The following is an 18,065-nucleotide window of genomic DNA, read 5'->3' on the forward strand; positions in this document are numbered from 1 at the left end:
ACCGAACCGGACGAGGAGCACACGATGGTCGTCAGTGTCGGCGCAGTGGCGGTAGGGGCGGAGCCCGCGGGGCAGGCCCAGGGCAGACCCGGCGCGGCCCGGGACAGCCGGCGGGATGTGATGAGGGGGCTCCTCGCCGCGGCGGGCGCCATGGCGCTGGCCCCCGTCGTCGCAGCCTCCCGGCCGACGGGACGGACGGACAACCCCGGGCGCGTCGGCTTCGACGAGACCTACCGCGGCCGGCGCATCCGCGGCGTCGAGACCTCCGGCCGCGACCTCGGCGCCGCCCAGTGGCAGGTCACCGTCGACGACCGCCCCCTGCATCTGATGCGCCGCGCCGACGGCACCTGGCTGAGCATGGTCGACCACTACCGGTCGTACGCGACACCCCTCGACGCCACCCGCGCGGCCGTCGACGAACTGTCGCCGGGACAGCAGCTGCGCGAGACACACAAGGGGGGCCACCATGGCGTACATCCGTAGGGACGCGAGCACCCTCACGAGCGCCGAGAAGCGGCGCTTCGTGAAGGCACTGCTGGAGCTCAAACGGCGGGGCGAGTACGACGAGTTCGTACGCATGCACATCGACTACTACGTCACCGACGGCGAGGGCGGACTCCGTACGGCCCACATGGCGCCGTCCTTCCTGCCCTGGCACCGGCGCTTCCTGCTCGACCTGGAGCGGGCGCTGCGCCGCGTGGACTCCTCGGTGACGGTGCCGTACTGGGACTGGACCAAGGACCGCAGGGCGGGCGCGGCGCCCTGGACCAAGGACCTGCTCGGCGGCACCGGGCGGCCCTCGGACCGGCGGGTGATGACCGGGCCGTTCGCCTGGTCCACGGGCAACTGGACCCTCACGGAGGGCGTGACCGACGAGCAGTACCTCACCCGGGACCTCGGGCGCGCCCGTGACCCGCTCGAACTGCCCACCAGGAGCGACCTGGAGGCGGCGCTGGCGGACCCGGTCTACGACGTCGCGCCGTGGGACTCCACGTCCACGAAGGGGTTCCGCAACCGGCTGGAGGGGTGGGGGAGCGGGCGCGGGCCCGCCGCCTGGCGCAACCACAACCGGGTGCACCGGTGGGTCGGCGGCGCCATGGTCGGCGGCGCGTCCGTCAACGACCCGGTCTTCTGGATGCACCACGCCTTCGTCGACCTCCAGTGGTACCGCTGGCAGCGGCGGCACCGGGGCGCCCGCTACCTGCCCGCGAGGCCGCCGGCCGCCGGGAGCTCCCAGTACCGGCGGATCGTCGCGCGGCACGAGAAGCTGCCGCCGTGGGATGTCACGCCGGACTCGCTGGAGGACGTGAGCGGGATCTATCGCTATGCGTGAGTGAGGGGGCCCGCCGCTGTGCGTGGGTGAGGGGGCCCGCCGCTGTGCGTGGGTGAGGGGGCCCGCCGCTGTGCGTGGGTGAGGGGCCCGCCGTTCTGCGTGGGCGGCGAGGTCCGTCGCTCCGCGTGGATGGGGGCAGGGGTAGGGCGGTGCGTGCGCGGGTGACTCGCCGGGCACGCGGAAGAGCCCCGGCGCTCGGAGTGCCGGGGCCCTTCTGGAGTGACAGGGGGTCAGCGGCCGTAGCCGTGGCCGCCCTTGTGGTCGTCCTTGTCCCCGTCGTGGCCGTCGCTGACGTTGGCGCACGTGTTGCCGAAGGCCGGGTTGAGCAGGGCGATGACGTTGACGGTGTTGCCGCACACGTTGACCGGGATGTGGACCGGAACCTGGACGACGTTGCCGGACGCGACACCGGGCGAGTGGGCGGCGGCGGCCTGCGCGTCCGCGTCCGCCATGGCCATACCGGCGCTGCCGAGCGCCACGGCACCGGCGCCGAGAGCGACACCGGCAGCCTTCGCGATGCGAGACATCACGTTCTCCTTCTGAATCGGTGAGCGCGACAGCAGGGCTCGCCGCCGCACTCCCCCTTCAACGTCTCCGCTCACGGCTGGTAACGGCGATTGTGCACGGATCACCCTTTTTGCGGTTCGCGTGGCGAGGCGGTCGGTGGACGGCCGGGCCGGAGGGTGGAGGCCGTCGGGGGGCGGGAAAATCGCCTGGTCCGGGATCGGGCGCCTCCACTAGCCTCCCGGCATGGCTACCGACCGACTCATGCGTCTGTTCACCGACGAGACCCGGGTACGCGCCTTCGCGGCGGTGGCCCTGGGCGCGAGGACCCCGGAGGAAGCCGCGCGGACGGCCGGGCTGTCGGCGCGGGAGACGGCCCTGGCGCTGCTGAAGCTGCGGGAGCGGGGCGTGCTGACGGCGGCCGCGGACAGCGGCGAACTGAGCGTGGCGTACGAGGTGTTCAGGGAGCACGCGCGCGTGGAGCGGTCGGCGGACGGCACCGACGACCCCGGCTCGGGGGACGAGCTGACGCTGCGGACCTTCGTCCGGCAGGGCCGGCTGGTGCGGCTGCCGGCGCAGTGGGCCCGTAAGAAGGTCGTACTCAGGTACATCGCCGAGCAGACCTTCGAGCGAGGTGTCGACTACCCGGAACGGACCGTCGACGAGAAGCTGCGCGGCTGGTGCGACGAGGGCGACGTCGACCATGTGACGCTCCGGCGCTACCTGGTGGACCTGCACCATCTGAGCCGGAGCGAGGGGATCTACCGGGTGGCTGAAGCGGCGTGAGCCCGCTTCCGGGCGGATTTTGACGTCACGGCAGCCGTCGTACCGGGGAACCCGCGAGGTAGGCCTGGATGTCCTCGACGGCCTGGGCGTAGTACGTCCGGTAGTTGGCCTGGGAGACATAGCCCAGGTGGGGCGTGGCGAGCAGGCGTGGGGCGGAGCGCATCGGGTGGTCGGCGGGCAGTGGTTCGACGTCGAAGACATCGATGCCGGCGCCGGCGATCCGGCCCTCGTGGAGGGCGGCGAGCAGGGCGTCCTGGTCGACGATCGCCGCGCGCGAGGTGTTGATCAGATACGCCGTCGGCTTGAGGAGGGCGAGTTCGGCGGGGCCGAGCAGGCCTCGGGTGCGGTCGCCGAGGGCGAGGTGCACGGAGACGAAGTCGCTGTCGCGCAGGAGGTCCTCCCTGCTCGGGGCGAGTTCGACGCCCACCTCGTCGGCGCGCTCCCTGGTCAGGTTCTGGCTCCACGCGCTCACCCGCATACCGAAGGCGAGTCCGATCCGCGCCACCCGGCCGCCGATCCTGCCGAGCCCGAGCAGGCCGAGTCGGCGGCCCTCCAGGTCGGCGCCGACCTGGAGGGCCAGGGGCCGCCCGAGCGCAGGGCGTTGCTCTCCTCGACGATTCCGCGGGCGAGACCGAGCAGCAGCGCCCAGGTGAGTTCGACGGGCGGCGTGGAGGAGCTGGCGGTGCCGCACACGGTGACGCCGTGCGCCTCGGCGGCGGCGTAGTCGATGACGCTGTTGCGCATCCCGGAGGCGACGAGCAGCTTCAGCCGGGGCAGCCGGGAGATCAGGGAGGCGGGGAAGGACACCCGTTCGCGCAGGGTCACGATGATGTCGAACTCGGCGAGCGTCCGCGCCAGGGCGTCCTCGTCGAGGTGGGTGGTGAAGGACACGACCTCGACGTCGTCCGCGACGGCTGACCAGTCGGCCATCTCGGTCGCCACCCGCTGGAAGTCGTCGAGCACAGCACAACGCAGCCGCACGTCTCGGTCCCTCTCTGCCTGCCCCTGGCGTTTCCGCGCCCTTCGCGGCCCAGTATCGGCGACGGGGGTCGCTGGGGACCTCCGCCTGCGGCTGGGCCCGCTTCGGCCAACAAAAAAGCCCTCCCGGAGGAGAGCTGAGGAAAGGGCGCCCCCGGCAGGACTCGAACCTGCGGCCAAGCGCTTAGAAGGCGCCTGCTCTATCCACTGAGCTACGGGGGCCGGTGTGGTGGCCTCGTGCCTGGTGCCCGGGTGTGGGCTGATCCGTGACGTTGCCGGGGACAAGGATAGGGCTCCCCGCTCCTTGTCCCTGCTGCTTCGCCTCCGTGGCTCAATGTGGAGGTTCGGTGAAGCGGTCCTGATAATCGCAGGCAGGTACGAATCGTGCATCGCTTTTGGCGCCTCGCGCCCCGGGTGTTGTGCACTCGTTATGCCTGGACTGTGCCGTTGTCCCAGTCATCCCTTCCATCCCTTGTGTTCCCTCGGCGCGCAGACATGCTCATATGCTTCAGAAATCCCCTAAAATTGGGCATTCTTCGCATGTGGTGACCTTGGACGTACGGCCTCAGCTGCTCGACGCACTTTCCGCCCTGCGCGACCGTGTCGCCGCCGCACGCTTCCCGCTGCCCCTCGCGGGGGCTCCACGCGCGCGTGCCAACCGCGACGAACTGCTCGCCCAGCTCGACGACTATCTGGTGCCCCGGTTGCGCCAACCCGAAGCGCCGGTGCTGGCCGTCGTGGGGGGATCGACCGGGGCCGGGAAGTCGACCCTCGTCAACTCCCTTGTGGGCAGACGCGTCAGCGAGGCGGGCGTGCTGCGGCCGACCACGCGCACCCCGGTGCTGGTGTGCCATCCGGAGGACCATCACTGGTTCAGCGGGATGCGCGTACTGCCCGACCTCACGCGCGTGTGGGTGCCGCACCAGGAGGCGAGCGACGAACTCCTGCTGCCCGGCGAGGATCCCGCGCGCGTGCTGCGCGTCGAGACCGCCGACTCCCTCCCGCCCGGCCTCGCCCTGCTCGACGCACCCGACGTCGACTCTCTCGTCGCCGACAATCGCACCCTCGCCGCCGAACTCATCTGCGCGGCCGACATCTGGGTCATGGTGACCACGGCCGCCCGCTACGCCGACGCCGTGCCGTGGCATCTGCTGCGCACCGCCAAGGAGTACGACGTCACCCTCGTCACCGTGCTCGACCGGGTCCCCCACCAGGTCGTCTCGGAGGTCTCACGGCAGTACGGAGCCCTGCTCACCAAGGCCGGGCTCGGCGAGGTGCCGCGGTTCACCGTGCCCGAGCTGCCCGAGTCCGCCTGGGGCGGTGGGCTGCTGCCGGTCAGCGCCGTGGCACCGCTGCGGACCTGGCTGGTGCACCAGACCCAGGACGCGGCCGCCCGCCACCACACCCTGGCCCGTACCGCGCACGGCGTCCTCAACTCGCTCAAGTCCCGGATGCCCGAGCTGGCCAGCGCGGCCGCCGCCCAGTACGCGGCCGCCCTCCGGCTCACCGCCGCCGTGGACGGGGCGTACGACAGCGAGTACGCGCGCGTGCGAGGACGGCTGCAGGCCGGTTCGGTGCTCGCCGGGGACGCGCTCAAGCGGTGGCGCGCCTTCCCCCTCGACTGCACCGCCGGCGAACTGCTCGACGCGCTCGTGGAGAGCCTTGCCGCCCTCCTGTTGTGCGCCGTCAGCGCCGCCGACGAGCGCGTGGACGAGGCCTGGCGGCGCGAACCGGCGGCGAGCGCCCCCGAACTGACCGCACGGGAGCCGTCGCCGGAGAGCGCCGAGCACCGGATCGGGCTGGCCGTACGACGGTGGCGGCGCGAGCTGGAGGAGTTCGCCGAGGAGGAGGTGCGCGACCTCGACCGGACCGTCGCGCCCGACCCCGAGGTGATCGCCGCGCTCGTCGCCACCGTGCTGCTGGGCGGCCGCCGGGCACGCACGGCGGGCGAGGGGCTCGCCGAGCGGATCGGCGCGCACGGCGCGCTCAGGCTGCGTGACCGGGGCGGACGGCTGCTCGCCGAGCACCTGGACCGGGTGGTCCAGGTGGAACGTGAGCGCCGGCTCGCGCCGCTCGACGCCCTCGACGTACACCCGGAACCCCAGGCCCAACTGATCGCCGCGCTGTCCGTACTACAGAAGGAGAGGTGACCGTGACCGCCGTCACTGACCAGGACCACACCGATCACACGGAGGACGCCGTCTCCGAGGACACAGGCACCGCGCCGGGGGAGGGCGACGACGCCGTGGACCCTGCCGAGGAGGAGCGTGAGGAGGCCGGCGGCGAGCAGCACGCGCGCGTGGCGGACGACCGGGACCCCGGCCGCGAGGAGGCACGTATGGATCGCGTGGATCGCGCGAAGGGGCGTACGGAACGGGGCGAGGAGGCTACCGACTCGCCGGAGAGCTGGGACGACGGGCTGATCGCGCGACGGGTCGGGGAGACCACCAGCGCCGAGCCGGTGGCCGTCGTCGAGACCCGGGGCGCCGCTGTCCGGCCCGCGGCTCCGCTGGCGTACGACGGGCCCCTGCGGTCGCGTCTGGACGCGCTGCGCGAGCTCGTGGGGCTCTCCCGGACCCGGCTCGACAGCCGGACGCTCGCCGAGGCCGGGCGGGTGCTCGACGAGGCGGCGGCACGGCGCCGACTGTCCGGGGAACACACCGTCGTCGCCCTCGCGGGCGCGACCGGCAGCGGGAAGTCCCAGCTGTTCAACGCGCTGGCCGGGGTGGCCATCTCGGAGACGGGCGTACGACGTCCCACGACGGCCGCGCCCATCGCGTGCAGCTGGAGCGACGGCTCGGCGAGCCTCATCGAGCGGCTCGGCATCCCGCCCCGGCTGCGGCGGCGCCCCCTGCAGAGCGCCGAGTCGGAGGCACTGCTGCGCGGACTGGTGCTGATCGACCTGCCCGATCACGACTCGGCGGTCGTGCAGCACCGTGAGCACGTGGACCGGATCCTCGACCTCGTCGACGCGGTCATCTGGGTCGTGGACCCCGAGAAGTACGCCGACGCGATGCTGCACGAGCGGTATCTGCGGCCCATGGCGGGACACGCGGAGGTCATGTTCATCGTCCTCAACCAGATCGACCGGCTGCCCGGCGAGGCCACCGAGCAGGTCCTCGACGATCTGCGGCGGCTGCTCGACGAGGACGGGATCGCGCTGGGCGAGTACGGCGAACCGGGGGCCACCGTGCTCGCGCTGTCCGCGATGACGGGCGACGGCGTCGGTGAACTCCGTGAGGCGCTCGCACAGTTCGTCGCCGAGCGCGGGGCGCCCGCGCGGCGCATCTCGGCCGACGTGGACGCCGCCGCGTGGCGGCTGCGGCCCGTGTACGCCACCGGGCGGCGCACCGGCCTCAGCGAGGAGGCACGGGACGAGTTCGCGGCACGGCTCGCCGACGCGGTGGGTGCCACGGCGGCGGGCGAGGCGGCCGAACGGGCGTGGCTGCGCAACGCCAACCGCGCGTGCGGGACGCCGTGGCTGCGGCTGTGGCGGTGGTACCAGGACCGGCTCGAACCGACCACCGGGCGACTGCCGTTGCGCGCGCCGGCCGACGAGGAGGCCACGGCACGGCAGCGCGTCGAGCAGGCGGTGCGCACGGTGGCCGAACGGGCCTCCGCCGGGCTTCCGGCGCCGTGGGCACTGGCGGTGCGGGAGGCGGCCGCGCGGGGCTCTCAGGGGCTGCCCGAGGCGCTGGACGAACTCACCGCGCGCGCGGGACTGCCGCCGGGGCGGCCGCCGCGACCGGGGTGGTGGCCGGCGGCGGTGTTCGCACAGGCGTCCATGACGCTGCTCCAAGTCGTGGGCGGGCTGTGGCTGGTGGGCCAGATCGTGGGGTTCATGGCGCCCAACCTCGGCGTGCCCGTGCTGCTGATGGTCGCCGGGATCATCGGCGGGCCGCTGGTGGAGTGGAGCTGCCGGATGGCGGCACGCGGGCCCGCGCGGCGCTACGGCATGGAGGCCGAGCGGCGGCTCAGGGAGGCGGCCTCCGGGTGCGGGCGGGCCCGGGTGCTGGATCCGGTGGCGTCGGAACTGCTGCGGTACCGGGAGGTCCGGGAGCAGTACGGGAGGGTGTTGGGGGTGGAGGCCGGGGTGCGGTGAGTGCCGGCGGGGTGGGCGGGACGGTGGCTCGTCTTGGGGCTCGTCTTGGGGCGGGCTCTTGTCGGTGCGGTGACTCCTCGTGGGGGCGGGGTGTGGATCTCTCGCGGGGCGGTCGTTCCCGTTGGTGGGGTGGTCTCCCGCGATCCCGTTGGTGGGGTGGTCTCCCGCGAGGGCGGTTCGCGCACTCCACGTGAGTTCGCGGGCTCCTCGCGAGGGCGGGTCGCTCTCGTTCGGGTGACGGGGTTGTCCACAGGCGGGCCGGTGGTCCACAGGGCTCGGTGGGCTCGGGCCGACGGAGGCAGTCTGGCCTCACGGCGATCGCGACGGACGCGGTCGGCGGAGCAGACGCAGCCGTACGGGACGGGCCCGTCGGCGTATCCGGGAGGGGTTCGAGATGAACGAGACGATCATCGGCGTGGTGGGGAACGTGGCGACGCAGCCGGTGTTCCGGGAGACGGAGAACGGCGCCTCGGCGCGGTTCCGGCTCGCGGTGACCGCGCGCTATCGGGACCGCGAGAGGAGCGAGTGGAAGGACGGGCACACCAACTTCTTCACGGTGTGGGCCAATCGGCAGCTCGCCGCGAACGTGGCGGCCTGTCTGTCCGTGGGGGAGCCGGTGGTCGTGCAGGGCCGGCTGAAGATCCGTTCGGATGTGGTCGACGGCAAGAGCCGGACCTCGGCGGACATCGACGCGGTGGCGATCGGGCACGACATGGCGCGGGGCACGTCCATGTTCCGGCGGGAGCAGAAACCGGAGACGAACGGCCTGCCCGCCCGGCCCGAACCGAACTGGGCGACTCCGGCCGACGACACCGAGACCCAACGGGAGCCGGAGCCCGTCGCGGTGACATGACGTCAGCGGACCGAAGTGCGGCTTATCGGCGAATGCGTACCGAACGACCCCGGTGGATTTGTCGATAAGCCCTGCCCGGCGGCGATCTTGGCGATAACGATTCCGAGTCGGATCGGCCGCCCGACCGCATCACCGGGAACCGTGGTGCGGGCACGTACCTAGGATGCCGGGCAGAGCTCGAGGGGCTGCTGATTCTGCTGGTGGGACCGTTCCCCCACGTCAACGGGTCCTGCCAGAAGGGGAATTCTGTGTTTTCTGCGTTGTTTTCCGCGTGCGGGCGAGGAGCGGTCCGCGGTGCCGCCGCGACGCTGGTGTCCGCGCTGGTCGCGGCAGGTGCGCTGGCGGCCGGTGCCGGCCCGGCCGTCGCCGCCGAGGGGACGGCACAGAACCAGGGCGGGGCCACCGCGACCATGGGCGGGTTGAAGACGTACGGCGAGGCCGTCCTGCACGACGACTCCGGGGAACTGGAGGTCTCGGCGGGCCTGTTCGAGATGTCCGTCGACGGCGGTGGCACCCTGCAGACGTACTGCGTCGACCTCCACACCCCCACGCAGGCGGACGCCCGGTACCACGAGACGGCGTGGAGCGGCACCTCGCTCGCCGCCAACAAGGACGCCGGGAAGATCCGTTGGATCCTCCAGAACTCCTACCCGCAGGTGAACGACCTCGCGGCGCTCGCCGCCAAGGCGGGCATCCCGGGCGGCCTCACCGAGCAGGACGCGGCGGCCGGCACCCAGGTGGCCATCTGGCGCTACTCGGACGCCGCGGACGTCGACGCCGTCGACCCGCAGGCCGAGAGGCTCGCCGACTACCTCCACAAGAGCGCGCGCGACCTGGCCGAGCCCGCGGCCTCGCTGAGCCTGGACCCCGCCGCGGTCTCCGGCCGCCCCGGCGGACTGCTCGGACCGGTGACGGTGCACACCAACGCGGGCAGCGTGACGGTGGCGCCGCCCGCGGACGCGGTGACGGGCGGGGTGCGGGTCGTGGGGAAGGACGGCAAGCCCCTGACCTCGGCGAAGAACGGCACCGAGCTGTTCTTCGACGTGCCCGAGGACGCGGCGCCCGGCTCGGCCGAGCTGACCGTGCAGGCGTCCACCACCGTGCCGGTGGGGCGCGCCTTCACCTCCGAGAGCAGGAGCCAGACGCAGATCCTGGCCGGCTCCAGCGAGTCGACGGTCTCGGCGACGGCGAGCGCGTCCTGGGCGGATCGGGGCGCGATACCCGCGCTGTCCGCGGCGGAGAACTGCGCCGAGGGCGGCGTGGACATCACGGCGACGAACGAGGGCGACGCCGCCTTCACCTTTGAGCTGTCGGGCATCGAACACACCATCGCGGCGGGCGAGACGCGCACGGTCACGATCCCGCTCCAGGAGGACCAGGCGTACGACTTCACCATCACCGGCCCCGGCGGCCTCGAGAAGCGCTTCACCGGCATCCTCGACTGCCGGACCCAGGGCGCCGAGACGGGCGACACGACCCAGACCCTGAGCGAGCCGACCCCCCTCCTGGCGGACGACACCGCGGCCGGCACCAACCTCGCCGCGACGGGCGGCTCCAGCGCGACACCGGTGATCGCCGGGTCGGCCATCGGGCTGGTACTGATCGGCGGGGCGTCCCTGGTGCTGGTGCGCAGGAAGAAGACACCTGCGCGGGACTGAGGTCCAGGGCGCCTGACGTTCTGTGAGGGCCTGATTACCTGGCGGAGCGGTCTTGAGGGGGCCTGACCATCTGATTACCTTCGGCCGGGTCTCTCTGGAGCCGGCCCGGAGTTCCTGTCGATCTACGGGACGCGTTTCCTCGCTGGATCCATGGCAGCCGCCCGGGCAGAGGAGCGCTCGACCGTGCGCGAGTTCCTCGCCGTGGCCGACCAGGCAGCCCGCCGACTCGGGCAAGACGCGAACCATGTGTGGACCGCGTTCGGCCCGACCAACGTCGACATCCACCGCGTGGGCTGGGCGCGCGCGGAGAGCTGGACTGGTCGCGCTGCGCGATCGACTCGGTGAACATGCGGGCCCTGAAAGGGGAGACCTGACAGGTCCGAATCCTGTCGACCGAGGCAAGAAGGGCTCGAAGGTCGACTTGATCACCGAGCGGACCGGTTTACCCCTCTCGGTCGGTATCTCCGGCGCGAACCTGCACGACAGTCCGGCAGTCGAGCCGCCAGTGCGGGGCATCCCGCCGATCCGTTCCCGCCGCGGCCCGCGCCGCCGCCGTCCTGCCAAGCTCCACGCGGACAAGGGCTACGACTACGACCACCTGCGGCGATGGCTTCGTAAGAGGGGTATCCGCCACCACATCGCCCGCAAGGGCATCGAGTCATCTACACGGCTTGGCCGACACCGTTGGACGGTCGAGCGCACGATGTCCTGGCTGGGAGGCTGCCGCCGTTTGCACCGCCGCTACGAACGCAAGGCCGAACACTTCCTGGCCTTCACCGCCATCGCCTGCCGCCTCATCTGCTACCGCAGACTCGCCAAATGAGACGACCCACTTAGGGTCCGCCCCCTGCTTCGCTCCGGGCTGCGGTACAGCAGTGGAGTACAGCAACCGCCTCGGCCGCTGGTGACTGAGGCAGACCGTGAGCCGCCTTGTGGCCAGGGCGGATGACCTCGGAGACCGTCCCGCCCGTTGACGCGAGGCGTGCACGAGGGGCCGATCTCAGCTCATGGCCGGCGCCCCGCCAGCTCGACTCGGTCATTGAGACTCCGCCGACCTCGTAAAAGTCGCCTAGTCCATCAGTGCGCCGACGATGCGCCTGTTGGTCGCCGTGCTCTGCTCGTACGTTGACCGAGTGGAATGGTTGACCTTGATCAGTACGCTGAGCGGCGGCGTGCTCGGTGTGGGCTCGACACTGGTCGTTGAAGCTGTTCGTGCCAAGCGAGAGCGAGGACACCGCTATGCAGAGCTGCAACGCACGGCATGCGTCCGGTACCTCACTGCGCTCACCGAGACCGAGGCCGCGCTCCAGGCCCTCGCGCTAAGTCATTCGCCACCCATCGCGAACGCCGACGTGGTCGAGGCCTTTCGCTCACGCCATTTGGTGCCAGCACGATACGAGCTGTTCCTTGTAGCACCCCCAAGCGTGTACACCGCTGCGCACGAGGCGTACGACCGGCTGAGAGCTGTGCGAGTAGCCATCGCCACGACCAACGTCGTGTGAGCGACGACTCCGCAGGCTGGCACGCCATCCACGTCCCGTACGATGACGCGTTCCGCCGACTTCGTGTCGCCATGCGTGAATCGCTGAGCCCCGGATTCAGGTTCTGACGCGGCTAATCAGCGGCGCGTGTAATGAACGCCTCAGTGCTCGAGGTCTTGGCGAGCGCCCCGACGACTACACAGGCGAGCCGCGACGCCAAGGTGGCCATGTCAGACCCTTCGCGTAACCTCCGTCGCAGTGCCGCGAGACGGCACGTTGACATACAGCCGTTACGAGGTGACGTGCATGACCGCTTGGCTCCTTACTTGCAACCCTGACGTCTTCGACTTGGATTCGTTCCGGCGTGATGGGGGCCAGTTGGACAACTGGAGTGTGGCTCGCTACCGATCGGAACTCGCTGAGGGTGACGGCTTCGTCCTGTAGTTGACCGGTCCACGCGGTGGGCTGATTGCGCGCGGTCGCATCACGGGTGTGCCGTTCCTCAGTGATGACGCGCACAACGGTGGAGTACGAGCCCAGCGAAGCGCCATGGATCGAGCTGTGCCAACGAGTGGGCATCACATTGGCCTGGCCCGGCAAGGAAGATGATGTCCTCACGTAGCCGCACACGTCGCTAGTGCCGGGGAGCCATCGTTTCTGAGTGGTGGCGAGTGAAAGTCGACCTCAGTCGTTCGCTGACAGCTCTCGACGCATCATGTCGCGGTAGTCGTAGTGGCGCACCTGAAACTCCATCGCCTCGTCCATGCTCATGCCCTCCTTGGCCACATAGACCTCGGCAGCGGCAGTCTGGGCTGTCTCCGCCCGCTCCCTCAGGAACGCCACCAACTCATTGGCCGTGGCCTCCGGATGCAGTTCAAGCCACATCGCGGCCAACTGATGGCAGTACGTATGCATCATGGCCTGGTTGTGCGCCATGAAGTCTTGGGTGGCGTTACGACGAGTCATGGGTCAAGCATCTCTGGATGGGAGCACCCGGGTGGCTTTTCGGCAATAGGCGCCTCCGAACCGCCTTGGCCATCGTGGACAGGCCCCGCTCCATTGATCAAAGACGTGGCCAGACCAGGAACGTTCCGTGGGACCGGAAGGAACTCCGGAGCCGTGTGCGTCATGGATCGGGACGGCAGTGGGGCAGGTACGTCACATGTCAATGATGGCCCACCCTCGGTGGGCTGGGCCGTCCGAGGGAGAGCCAACGACGACAGGTGACGACAGTCGACGACGGCTCTCCCCCTGCTCAGAGACAGTGCTCCGATCACCGGCACAGGCGCCATCCCCAAAGGTGAGTTGAGGAATTCCAGAGGTTCGACACAGGATGGCAGTCATGCCCTCCTGAAGCGGACGCGTACACAATCGAACCGCGAAGCACTGGGCATGTAGCGGGTATGAAGACTTCGCTTACCCTACGCCGGATCCTGCGCGGCATACATGCACACCGCTTCCAGGCACGCTATGGCGTCCCCTGGAATGACCTGCCCCGCCTTCAGCAACGGCGAATCAGGATCAATCAGAGGGCCGACAACCGCCGACGGGTCATGCTCGCGCTCACCGTGGTGGGGGCGATGACCGTGCTCGTCGGGCTGCCATGGCTGGTGTGGCGGGGCCCCTACGTGATCGACGGAGAGTATCTAGACCGCAACGAACTGGCGAAGGGGTCAGCTGCTCTAGTAACTGGTTTGCGCACCGCCATAGTCGCCTGCATCGCCGCCCTAGGCGCAGGCACGGCCCTGCTCTACACCGCCCGCACATACCGGCTCACTCGGCGGGGGCAGATCACCGATCGCTTCACTAAGGCTCTGGAACGCCTCGGCTCAGAGCAGCAATACGTACGCATCGGCGGCATTCTCGCCATGGAACAGATCTTTCGAGACGCACCCGAGCAAGCCGCCACCGATGCCGCCACTGTCCTGCGCCACTTCATTCGCGACCGCACCCCTAAGGCGGCCCCCACCTCTACTCTGCTGGATACCGAAGGACTGCCCCACGAGGTCGCCCCCGACGTCCAGACGGCTCTGACCTTCCTGACCCGCGCAGATTTGCGGCCGTATGTTGCTATCCGCGAACCCCTATCCCTCCCTGACTTGCACCTCGCCGGCGCAGATCTAAGGCACGCCGACCTCACCAGGGCCTACCTGAAAGGAGCGACGCTCACCGGGGCCAAAATGCACCAAGCGACGCTCGTCGGCGCTTACCTGCACGAGGCGAAACTCACCGGTGCCGACCTCGCCGGGGCCGACCTCCGCGGCGCGACGCTCACCGGTGCCGACCTCGCCGGGGCCGACTTACGAGGCACGGACCTGTCGGAGGTTCGAGGCTTCACTCAGCCACTCACGGAAGTACAAACAGACGAGAAGACCATCCTTCCGCCCGAGCGTCGTAGGGTGCCGGATGATCTGGCTTGACATGCTCCACATCGTCATCAGTCCGCCGTGCGTGGGTCCTCGTCTGTCGAATGCGTGTCGGAGTTGCCGAACGTCTGAACTTGGCGCCCGTAAAAGGTCAGGTCAGCCACGCTCGTCCAATGGTCCGCTCCAGCGCCTTCCAAGCGCTCGCTCCAAGCCTCCCGATACGCCCCAGCAGGCCCCTTCACGCCGTGTGGCTCAATCCGCGGCCTTGTTGGCGCTTCATGTACGTGTCACACAGTTGATAGGCGGGGTGACTGGGGGAGGGGGACTCTGTATGTCCGTGCTGGGTGGCAATCGCGGTGAGCCGTCGGACTGGGCCATGAAGCGGTTTGGGCGGCATGCCGGCAGGCTGGTCGAGGCGATTCCGGAACAACTGGCCAGGGCTCACGCGCGGGCTCATGCCGTTCACCTCACCGCGAGGCTGAAGAAGCGCAGTCCTTACGGTGTCGCCCTGGCCGAGGCAGTGCGCGAGAATCTCGCGGACACGGCTCGTGAGCTGGACGAAGCCGTGCGCGACGTGCGCGGGTATGAGTACGCCGTCATCAATGACCACGCGCTCTTCCCCTTTAAATACGCCGACCGCCCCAGGCCCCTCGAACGTGCGCGGCTGGCGGCCAACGCTTCCCCCACGCGCAGGAGGATGCTCCTGAGCCACGGGCCGGAACCGCAAGACGGTCTCTTCCTTCTTGACGACGAGCTCACCACCGAGGAGTACGAGGAGCTGCACGAGACCTTCGAGGCCCTCGGCGCCTCCACGAAGCTCGTGTGCCTCTTCTTCACAGCCGACCCAGAGAACGGCATCCATGTCATCCACTGGGGAGACGCCCATCTCGAACCCGACCGCACCTTCACCTGGCTCCACAGCGAGCAGTTGCGGGTCGCGCCCCAGCCGCTTGAGTGAGGAGCCCCGATCCTGGGCCGTCCCCGGGCCGTCCGACGCTCCCCGAGGTCACTCGAAGACAACCGACAGTGACAGTTGATCTACAGCCGTCGACGACGAACGCCCAGGTCACAGCCGCCCAGCCATACGGGTTACCACCCAACGCTGGACCTCAGGCAAGATGGGGTGTATCTGCCCACTGTCAGATTTCAAGCTGCCGGACGGTTTCTCTTGGCTGAGTACATCTACACCATGCGCAAGACGCGCAAGGCAATCGGCGACAAGGTCATCCTTGACGACGTCTCGCTGAACTTCCTGCCTGGCGCGAAGATCGGTGTGGTCGGCCCGAACGGTGCCGGTAAGTCGACCATTCTGAAGATCATGGCGGGGCTGGAGCAGCCGTCGAACGGTGACGCGTTCCTGTCGCCGGGGTACAGCGTCGGCATCCTGTTGCAGGAGCCGCCGCTCAACGAGGACAAGACCGTCCTCGAGAACGTCCAGGAGGGCGTCGCGGAGGTCAAGGGCAAGCTCGACCGGTTCAACGAGATCGCCGAGCTGATGGCCACCGACTACAGCGACGCGCTGCTCGACGAGATGGGCAAGCTCCAGGAGGAGCTGGACCACGCCAACGCCTGGGACCTCGACGCCCAGCTCGAGCAGGCCATGGACGCGCTCGGGTGCCCGCCCGGCGACTGGTCCGTCACCAACCTCTCCGGTGGTGAGAAGCGGCGCGTGGCGCTGTGCAAGCTGCTGCTCGAGGCGCCGGACCTGCTGCTGCTCGACGAGCCCACCAACCACCTCGACGCCGAGTCGGTGAACTGGCTGGAGCAGCACCTCGCCAAGTACGAGGGCACCATCGTGGCCGTGACCCACGACCGGTACTTCCTCGACAACGTCGCCGGGTGGATCTGCGAGGTCGACCGCGGTCGCCTGCACGGCTACGAGGGCAACTACTCCAAGTACCTGGAGACCAAGCAGACCCGTCTCAAGGTCGAGGGCCAGAAGGACGCCAAGCGGGCGAAGCGGCTCAAGGAAGAACTCGAGTGGGTTCGCTCCAACGCCAAGGGGCGGCAGGCCAAGTCCAAGGCGCGTCTGGCTCGCTACGAGGAGATGGCCGCCGAGGCCGACAAGATGCGGAAGCTGGACTTCGAGGAGATCCAGATCCCGCCGGGCCCGCGGCTCGGCAGCATCGTCGTCGAGGTCAACAACCTCACCAAGGGCTTCGGTGACAAGGTCCTCATCGACGACCTGAGCTTCACGCTGCCGCGCAACGGCATCGTCGGTGTGATCGGCCCGAACGGCGCCGGCAAGACCACCCTCTTCAAGATGATCCAGGGTCTGGAGCAGCCGGACTCCGGCTCCATCAAGGTCGGCGAGACCGTCAAGATCTCGTACGTCGACCAGAGCCGCGCGAACATCGACCCGAAGAAGACCCTGTGGGCGGTCGTCTCCGACGAGCTCGACTACATCAACGTCGGTCAGGTCGAGATGCCGAGCCGTGCCTATGTCTCGGCCTTCGGCTTCAAGGGGCCCGACCAGCAGAAGCCCGCCGGTGTCCTCTCCGGTGGTGAGCGCAACCGCCTCAACCTCGCGCTCACCCTCAAGCAGGGCGGCAACCTGCTGCTCCTCGACGAGCCGACCAACGACCTCGACGTCGAGACCCTCGGCTCGCTGGAGAACGCGCTGCTGGAGTTCCCGGGTGCGGCCGTGGTCGTCTCCCACGACCGGTGGTTCCTGGACCGGGTGGCCACGCACATCCTCGCCTACGAGGGCGATTCCAAGTGGTTCTGGTTCGAGGGCAACTTCGAGTCGTACGAGAAGAACAAGATCGAGCGGCTGGGCGCCGAGGCCGCGCGTCCGCACCGTGCCACCTACAAGAAGCTGACCCGGGGCTGATCGATCTTGCGGCACATCTACCACTGCCCGCTGCGCTGGGCGGACATGGACGCGTACGGCCACGTCAACAACGTGGTGTTCCTCCGCTATCTGGAGGAAGCCCGTATCGACTTCCTGTTCCGCCCGGAGAAGGACTTCAAGCAGGGGTCCGTGGTGGCGCGCCATGAGATCGACTACAAGCGGCAGCTCGTCCACCGGCACACGCCCGTGGACATCGAGCTGTGGGTCACGCAGATCAGGGCGGCGTCCTTCACCATCTCCTACGAGGTGAAGGACGGCGCCGAGATCTACGTACGCGCCTCGACGGTGATCGTGCCGTTCGACTTCGAGACGCAGCGGCCGCGCCGGATCACCGCCGAGGAGCGGGAGTTCCTCGAGGGGTACCGGGACGACGCCGAGGAGGAGGCCGTCGCCGCATGACGGTGCTCCATCTCGCCGACGAGGGGGAGGCGGCGGATCTCGCGGCCTTCCTCTCGCGGTTGCTCCACTACGACCGTGGGGCGGCCGTTCGGCTCCAGGCCTCCGGGACCGCGCTCGCGGTGTTCGGGCGGCCGCCGTCCTTCGAGGTGCTGGCGATCCGCGCGGTGCGGCTGGCCAAGCCGTACGAGAACGGGCTGGACGCCACGCTCGACGTGACCGTGTCCGCGGGCGAGTTGCTCGAGACCGTGGACGAGACGGGCGCGACCGCCACGGTGCCGGGGGCCGTGACCGGGCCGCCGTGGGCCGGGGTGCTGCCGCCGCGTGGCGGGTGGCAACCGGTGCCGGGGCTGCCCGCGGCGGATGACCTGCGCGCGATGGTCGGCGCGGGGGTCGCCGAATTCCGGTCCCGTACGCAGGGGTTGGCGGCCGAGAGCCGTACCCGTGCCGAACTCGACCGGATCGGGCGGGAGATCTGGTCCCGGACGGTCGGGGACACCGAGCTGCCGGTGCGGGCCGTGCACGCGGCCCAGTCGCTGGGGTTCCTGCGGTCCGCCACCGAGGAGTTGGCGCTGCTGGCGTCGGGCGCGTGGCTGCGGCTGCGCACGCCCTACGGCTCGATCGCCGTGCGGCGCGGGGGACTTGGCGCCCTGGGCGTCAGCGTCCGCTGAATCCGCCCGCGGTCGTATCCCCCAGCGTTCCCCGCGGTTGAATTCCCCCACGGTCACCGTCCGGCACGCCTGAACGGCCCCCG

General features: G+C 69.8%; 15 protein-coding genes, 1 tRNA gene and 2 pseudogenes. 14 read left to right on the forward strand and 4 right to left on the reverse strand.

From position 1 onward, the window contains the following. Nucleotides 1-24 precede the first annotated feature (24 nt). Both ACZ56U_RS15645 and ACZ56U_RS15650 read left to right on the forward strand, forming a co-directional pair. The gene (locus tag ACZ56U_RS15645; RefSeq protein ID WP_469084549.1) at nucleotides 25-483 is read left to right on the forward strand and encodes a tyrosinase cofactor; all 459 of its coding nucleotides are present in this window, start codon (nucleotides 25-27) and stop codon (nucleotides 481-483) included. Further along, nucleotides 467-1,333, forward strand: a complete 867-nt coding sequence (locus ACZ56U_RS15650) for a tyrosinase family protein (RefSeq protein WP_469084550.1) — start codon at nucleotides 467-469, stop codon at nucleotides 1,331-1,333. Before ACZ56U_RS15645 ends, ACZ56U_RS15650 begins: the two co-directional genes overlap by 17 nt. A 230-nt stretch (nucleotides 1,334-1,563) precedes the next feature. On the opposite strand, the gene ACZ56U_RS15655 is transcribed toward ACZ56U_RS15650, so the two are convergent. Beyond that, a complete protein-coding gene (locus ACZ56U_RS15655; RefSeq protein ID WP_469084551.1) occupies nucleotides 1,564-1,860 on the reverse strand; it encodes a chaplin in 297 nt (98 codons plus the stop codon). Nucleotides 1,861-2,083: 223 nt separating this feature from the next. Here ACZ56U_RS15655 and ACZ56U_RS15660 point away from each other — a divergent pair, with 223 nt between their 5' ends. Continuing rightward, entirely contained in the window at nucleotides 2,084-2,623 is a 540-nt protein-coding gene (locus tag ACZ56U_RS15660) for a DUF2087 domain-containing protein (RefSeq protein ID WP_469084552.1), read from the forward strand. Between the two features lie 25 nt (nucleotides 2,624-2,648). On the opposite strand, the pseudogene ACZ56U_RS15665 reads toward ACZ56U_RS15660, so the two are convergent. Both ACZ56U_RS15665 and ACZ56U_RS15670 read right to left on the reverse strand, forming a co-directional pair. Then, a pseudogene (locus tag ACZ56U_RS15665) lies at nucleotides 2,649-3,604 on the reverse strand (D-2-hydroxyacid dehydrogenase family protein). Between the two features lie 146 nt (nucleotides 3,605-3,750). Then, nucleotides 3,751-3,823: transfer RNA gene (locus ACZ56U_RS15670), tRNA-Arg, on the reverse strand. 320 nt (nucleotides 3,824-4,143) lie between these two features. On the opposite strand from ACZ56U_RS15670, the gene ACZ56U_RS15675 reads away from it, so the two are divergent. The 6 genes and pseudogenes from ACZ56U_RS15675 (at nucleotide 4,144) to ACZ56U_RS15700 (ending at nucleotide 11,716) form a co-directional block, all read left to right on the forward strand. After that, complete coding sequence (locus ACZ56U_RS15675) at nucleotides 4,144-5,751, forward strand: dynamin family protein (protein WP_469084553.1); 1,608 nt, start codon at nucleotides 4,144-4,146, stop codon at nucleotides 5,749-5,751. A 2-nt stretch (nucleotides 5,752-5,753) separates the two neighbouring features. Continuing rightward, nucleotides 5,754-7,703 carry a YfjP family GTPase gene (locus ACZ56U_RS15680; protein WP_469084554.1) on the forward strand — a complete coding sequence of 650 codons (1,950 nt, stop codon included), beginning with the start codon at nucleotides 5,754-5,756 and terminating at the stop codon, nucleotides 7,701-7,703. Between the two features lie 394 nt (nucleotides 7,704-8,097). After that, nucleotides 8,098-8,556, forward strand: coding sequence for a single-stranded DNA-binding protein (locus ACZ56U_RS15685; RefSeq protein ID WP_469084555.1), 459 nt, complete (start codon nucleotides 8,098-8,100; stop codon nucleotides 8,554-8,556). A gap of 248 nt (nucleotides 8,557-8,804) precedes the next feature. Next, nucleotides 8,805-10,214, forward strand: a complete 1,410-nt coding sequence (locus ACZ56U_RS15690) for a Cys-Gln thioester bond-forming surface protein (RefSeq protein WP_469084556.1) — start codon at nucleotides 8,805-8,807, stop codon at nucleotides 10,212-10,214. Between the two features lie 293 nt (nucleotides 10,215-10,507). Beyond that, a pseudogene (locus ACZ56U_RS15695) lies at nucleotides 10,508-11,037 on the forward strand (IS5 family transposase); the annotation flags it as partial. Between the two features lie 310 nt (nucleotides 11,038-11,347). Next, on the forward strand, nucleotides 11,348-11,716 hold the full coding sequence (locus tag ACZ56U_RS15700; RefSeq protein WP_469084557.1) for a hypothetical protein: 369 nt from the start codon (nucleotides 11,348-11,350) through the stop codon (nucleotides 11,714-11,716). A gap of 663 nt (nucleotides 11,717-12,379) precedes the next feature. On the opposite strand, the gene ACZ56U_RS15705 is transcribed toward ACZ56U_RS15700, so the two are convergent. Then, complete coding sequence (locus ACZ56U_RS15705) at nucleotides 12,380-12,661, reverse strand: hypothetical protein (RefSeq protein ID WP_469084558.1); 282 nt, start codon at nucleotides 12,659-12,661, stop codon at nucleotides 12,380-12,382. Nucleotides 12,662-13,098: 437 nt separating this feature from the next. On the opposite strand from ACZ56U_RS15705, the gene ACZ56U_RS15710 reads away from it, so the two are divergent. From ACZ56U_RS15710 to ACZ56U_RS15730, 5 genes are all read left to right on the forward strand, one after another. Continuing rightward, a complete protein-coding gene (locus tag ACZ56U_RS15710) occupies nucleotides 13,099-14,115 on the forward strand; it encodes a pentapeptide repeat-containing protein (RefSeq protein ID WP_469084559.1) in 1,017 nt (338 codons plus the stop codon). A gap of 277 nt (nucleotides 14,116-14,392) precedes the next feature. Next, nucleotides 14,393-15,019 (forward strand): hypothetical protein, encoded by a 627-nt coding sequence (locus ACZ56U_RS15715; protein WP_469084560.1) that lies wholly within the window; start codon nucleotides 14,393-14,395, stop codon nucleotides 15,017-15,019. Between the two features lie 210 nt (nucleotides 15,020-15,229). Then, nucleotides 15,230-16,894: an energy-dependent translational throttle protein EttA gene (gene ettA / locus ACZ56U_RS15720; protein ID WP_469084561.1), complete on the forward strand. Its 1,665-nt coding sequence runs from the start codon at nucleotides 15,230-15,232 to the stop codon at nucleotides 16,892-16,894. 6 nt (nucleotides 16,895-16,900) lie between these two features. Beyond that, the gene (locus tag ACZ56U_RS15725) at nucleotides 16,901-17,314 is read left to right on the forward strand and encodes an acyl-CoA thioesterase (protein ID WP_469084562.1); all 414 of its coding nucleotides are present in this window, start codon (nucleotides 16,901-16,903) and stop codon (nucleotides 17,312-17,314) included. Next, nucleotides 17,311-17,982, forward strand: coding sequence for a DUF8185 domain-containing protein (locus ACZ56U_RS15730; protein ID WP_469084563.1), 672 nt, complete (start codon nucleotides 17,311-17,313; stop codon nucleotides 17,980-17,982). The genes ACZ56U_RS15725 and ACZ56U_RS15730 overlap by 4 nt, the downstream gene beginning before the upstream one ends. Nucleotides 17,983-18,065: the final 83 nt, after the last annotated feature.

This window comes from Streptomyces sp. NPDC034103 (genome assembly GCF_055575395.1).

Coding starts and splice junctions, on each gene's coding strand:
- ACZ56U_RS15645 (WP_469084549.1), top strand. CDS start 25: ATGGTCGTCAGTGTCGGCGCAGTGGCGGTAGGGGCGGAGCCCGCGGGG.
- ACZ56U_RS15650 (WP_469084550.1), top strand. CDS start 467: ATGGCGTACATCCGTAGGGACGCGAGCACCCTCACGAGCGCCGAGAAG.
- ACZ56U_RS15655 (WP_469084551.1), bottom strand. CDS start 1,860: ATGTCTCGCATCGCGAAGGCTGCCGGTGTCGCTCTCGGCGCCGGTGCC.
- ACZ56U_RS15660 (WP_469084552.1), top strand. CDS start 2,084: ATGGCTACCGACCGACTCATGCGTCTGTTCACCGACGAGACCCGGGTA.
- ACZ56U_RS15685 (WP_469084555.1), top strand. CDS start 8,098: ATGAACGAGACGATCATCGGCGTGGTGGGGAACGTGGCGACGCAGCCG.
- ACZ56U_RS15705 (WP_469084558.1), bottom strand. CDS start 12,661: ATGACTCGTCGTAACGCCACCCAAGACTTCATGGCGCACAACCAGGCC.
- ACZ56U_RS15710 (WP_469084559.1), top strand. CDS start 13,099: ATGAAGACTTCGCTTACCCTACGCCGGATCCTGCGCGGCATACATGCA.
- ACZ56U_RS15715 (WP_469084560.1), top strand. CDS start 14,393: ATGTCCGTGCTGGGTGGCAATCGCGGTGAGCCGTCGGACTGGGCCATG.
- ACZ56U_RS15730 (WP_469084563.1), top strand. CDS start 17,311: ATGACGGTGCTCCATCTCGCCGACGAGGGGGAGGCGGCGGATCTCGCG.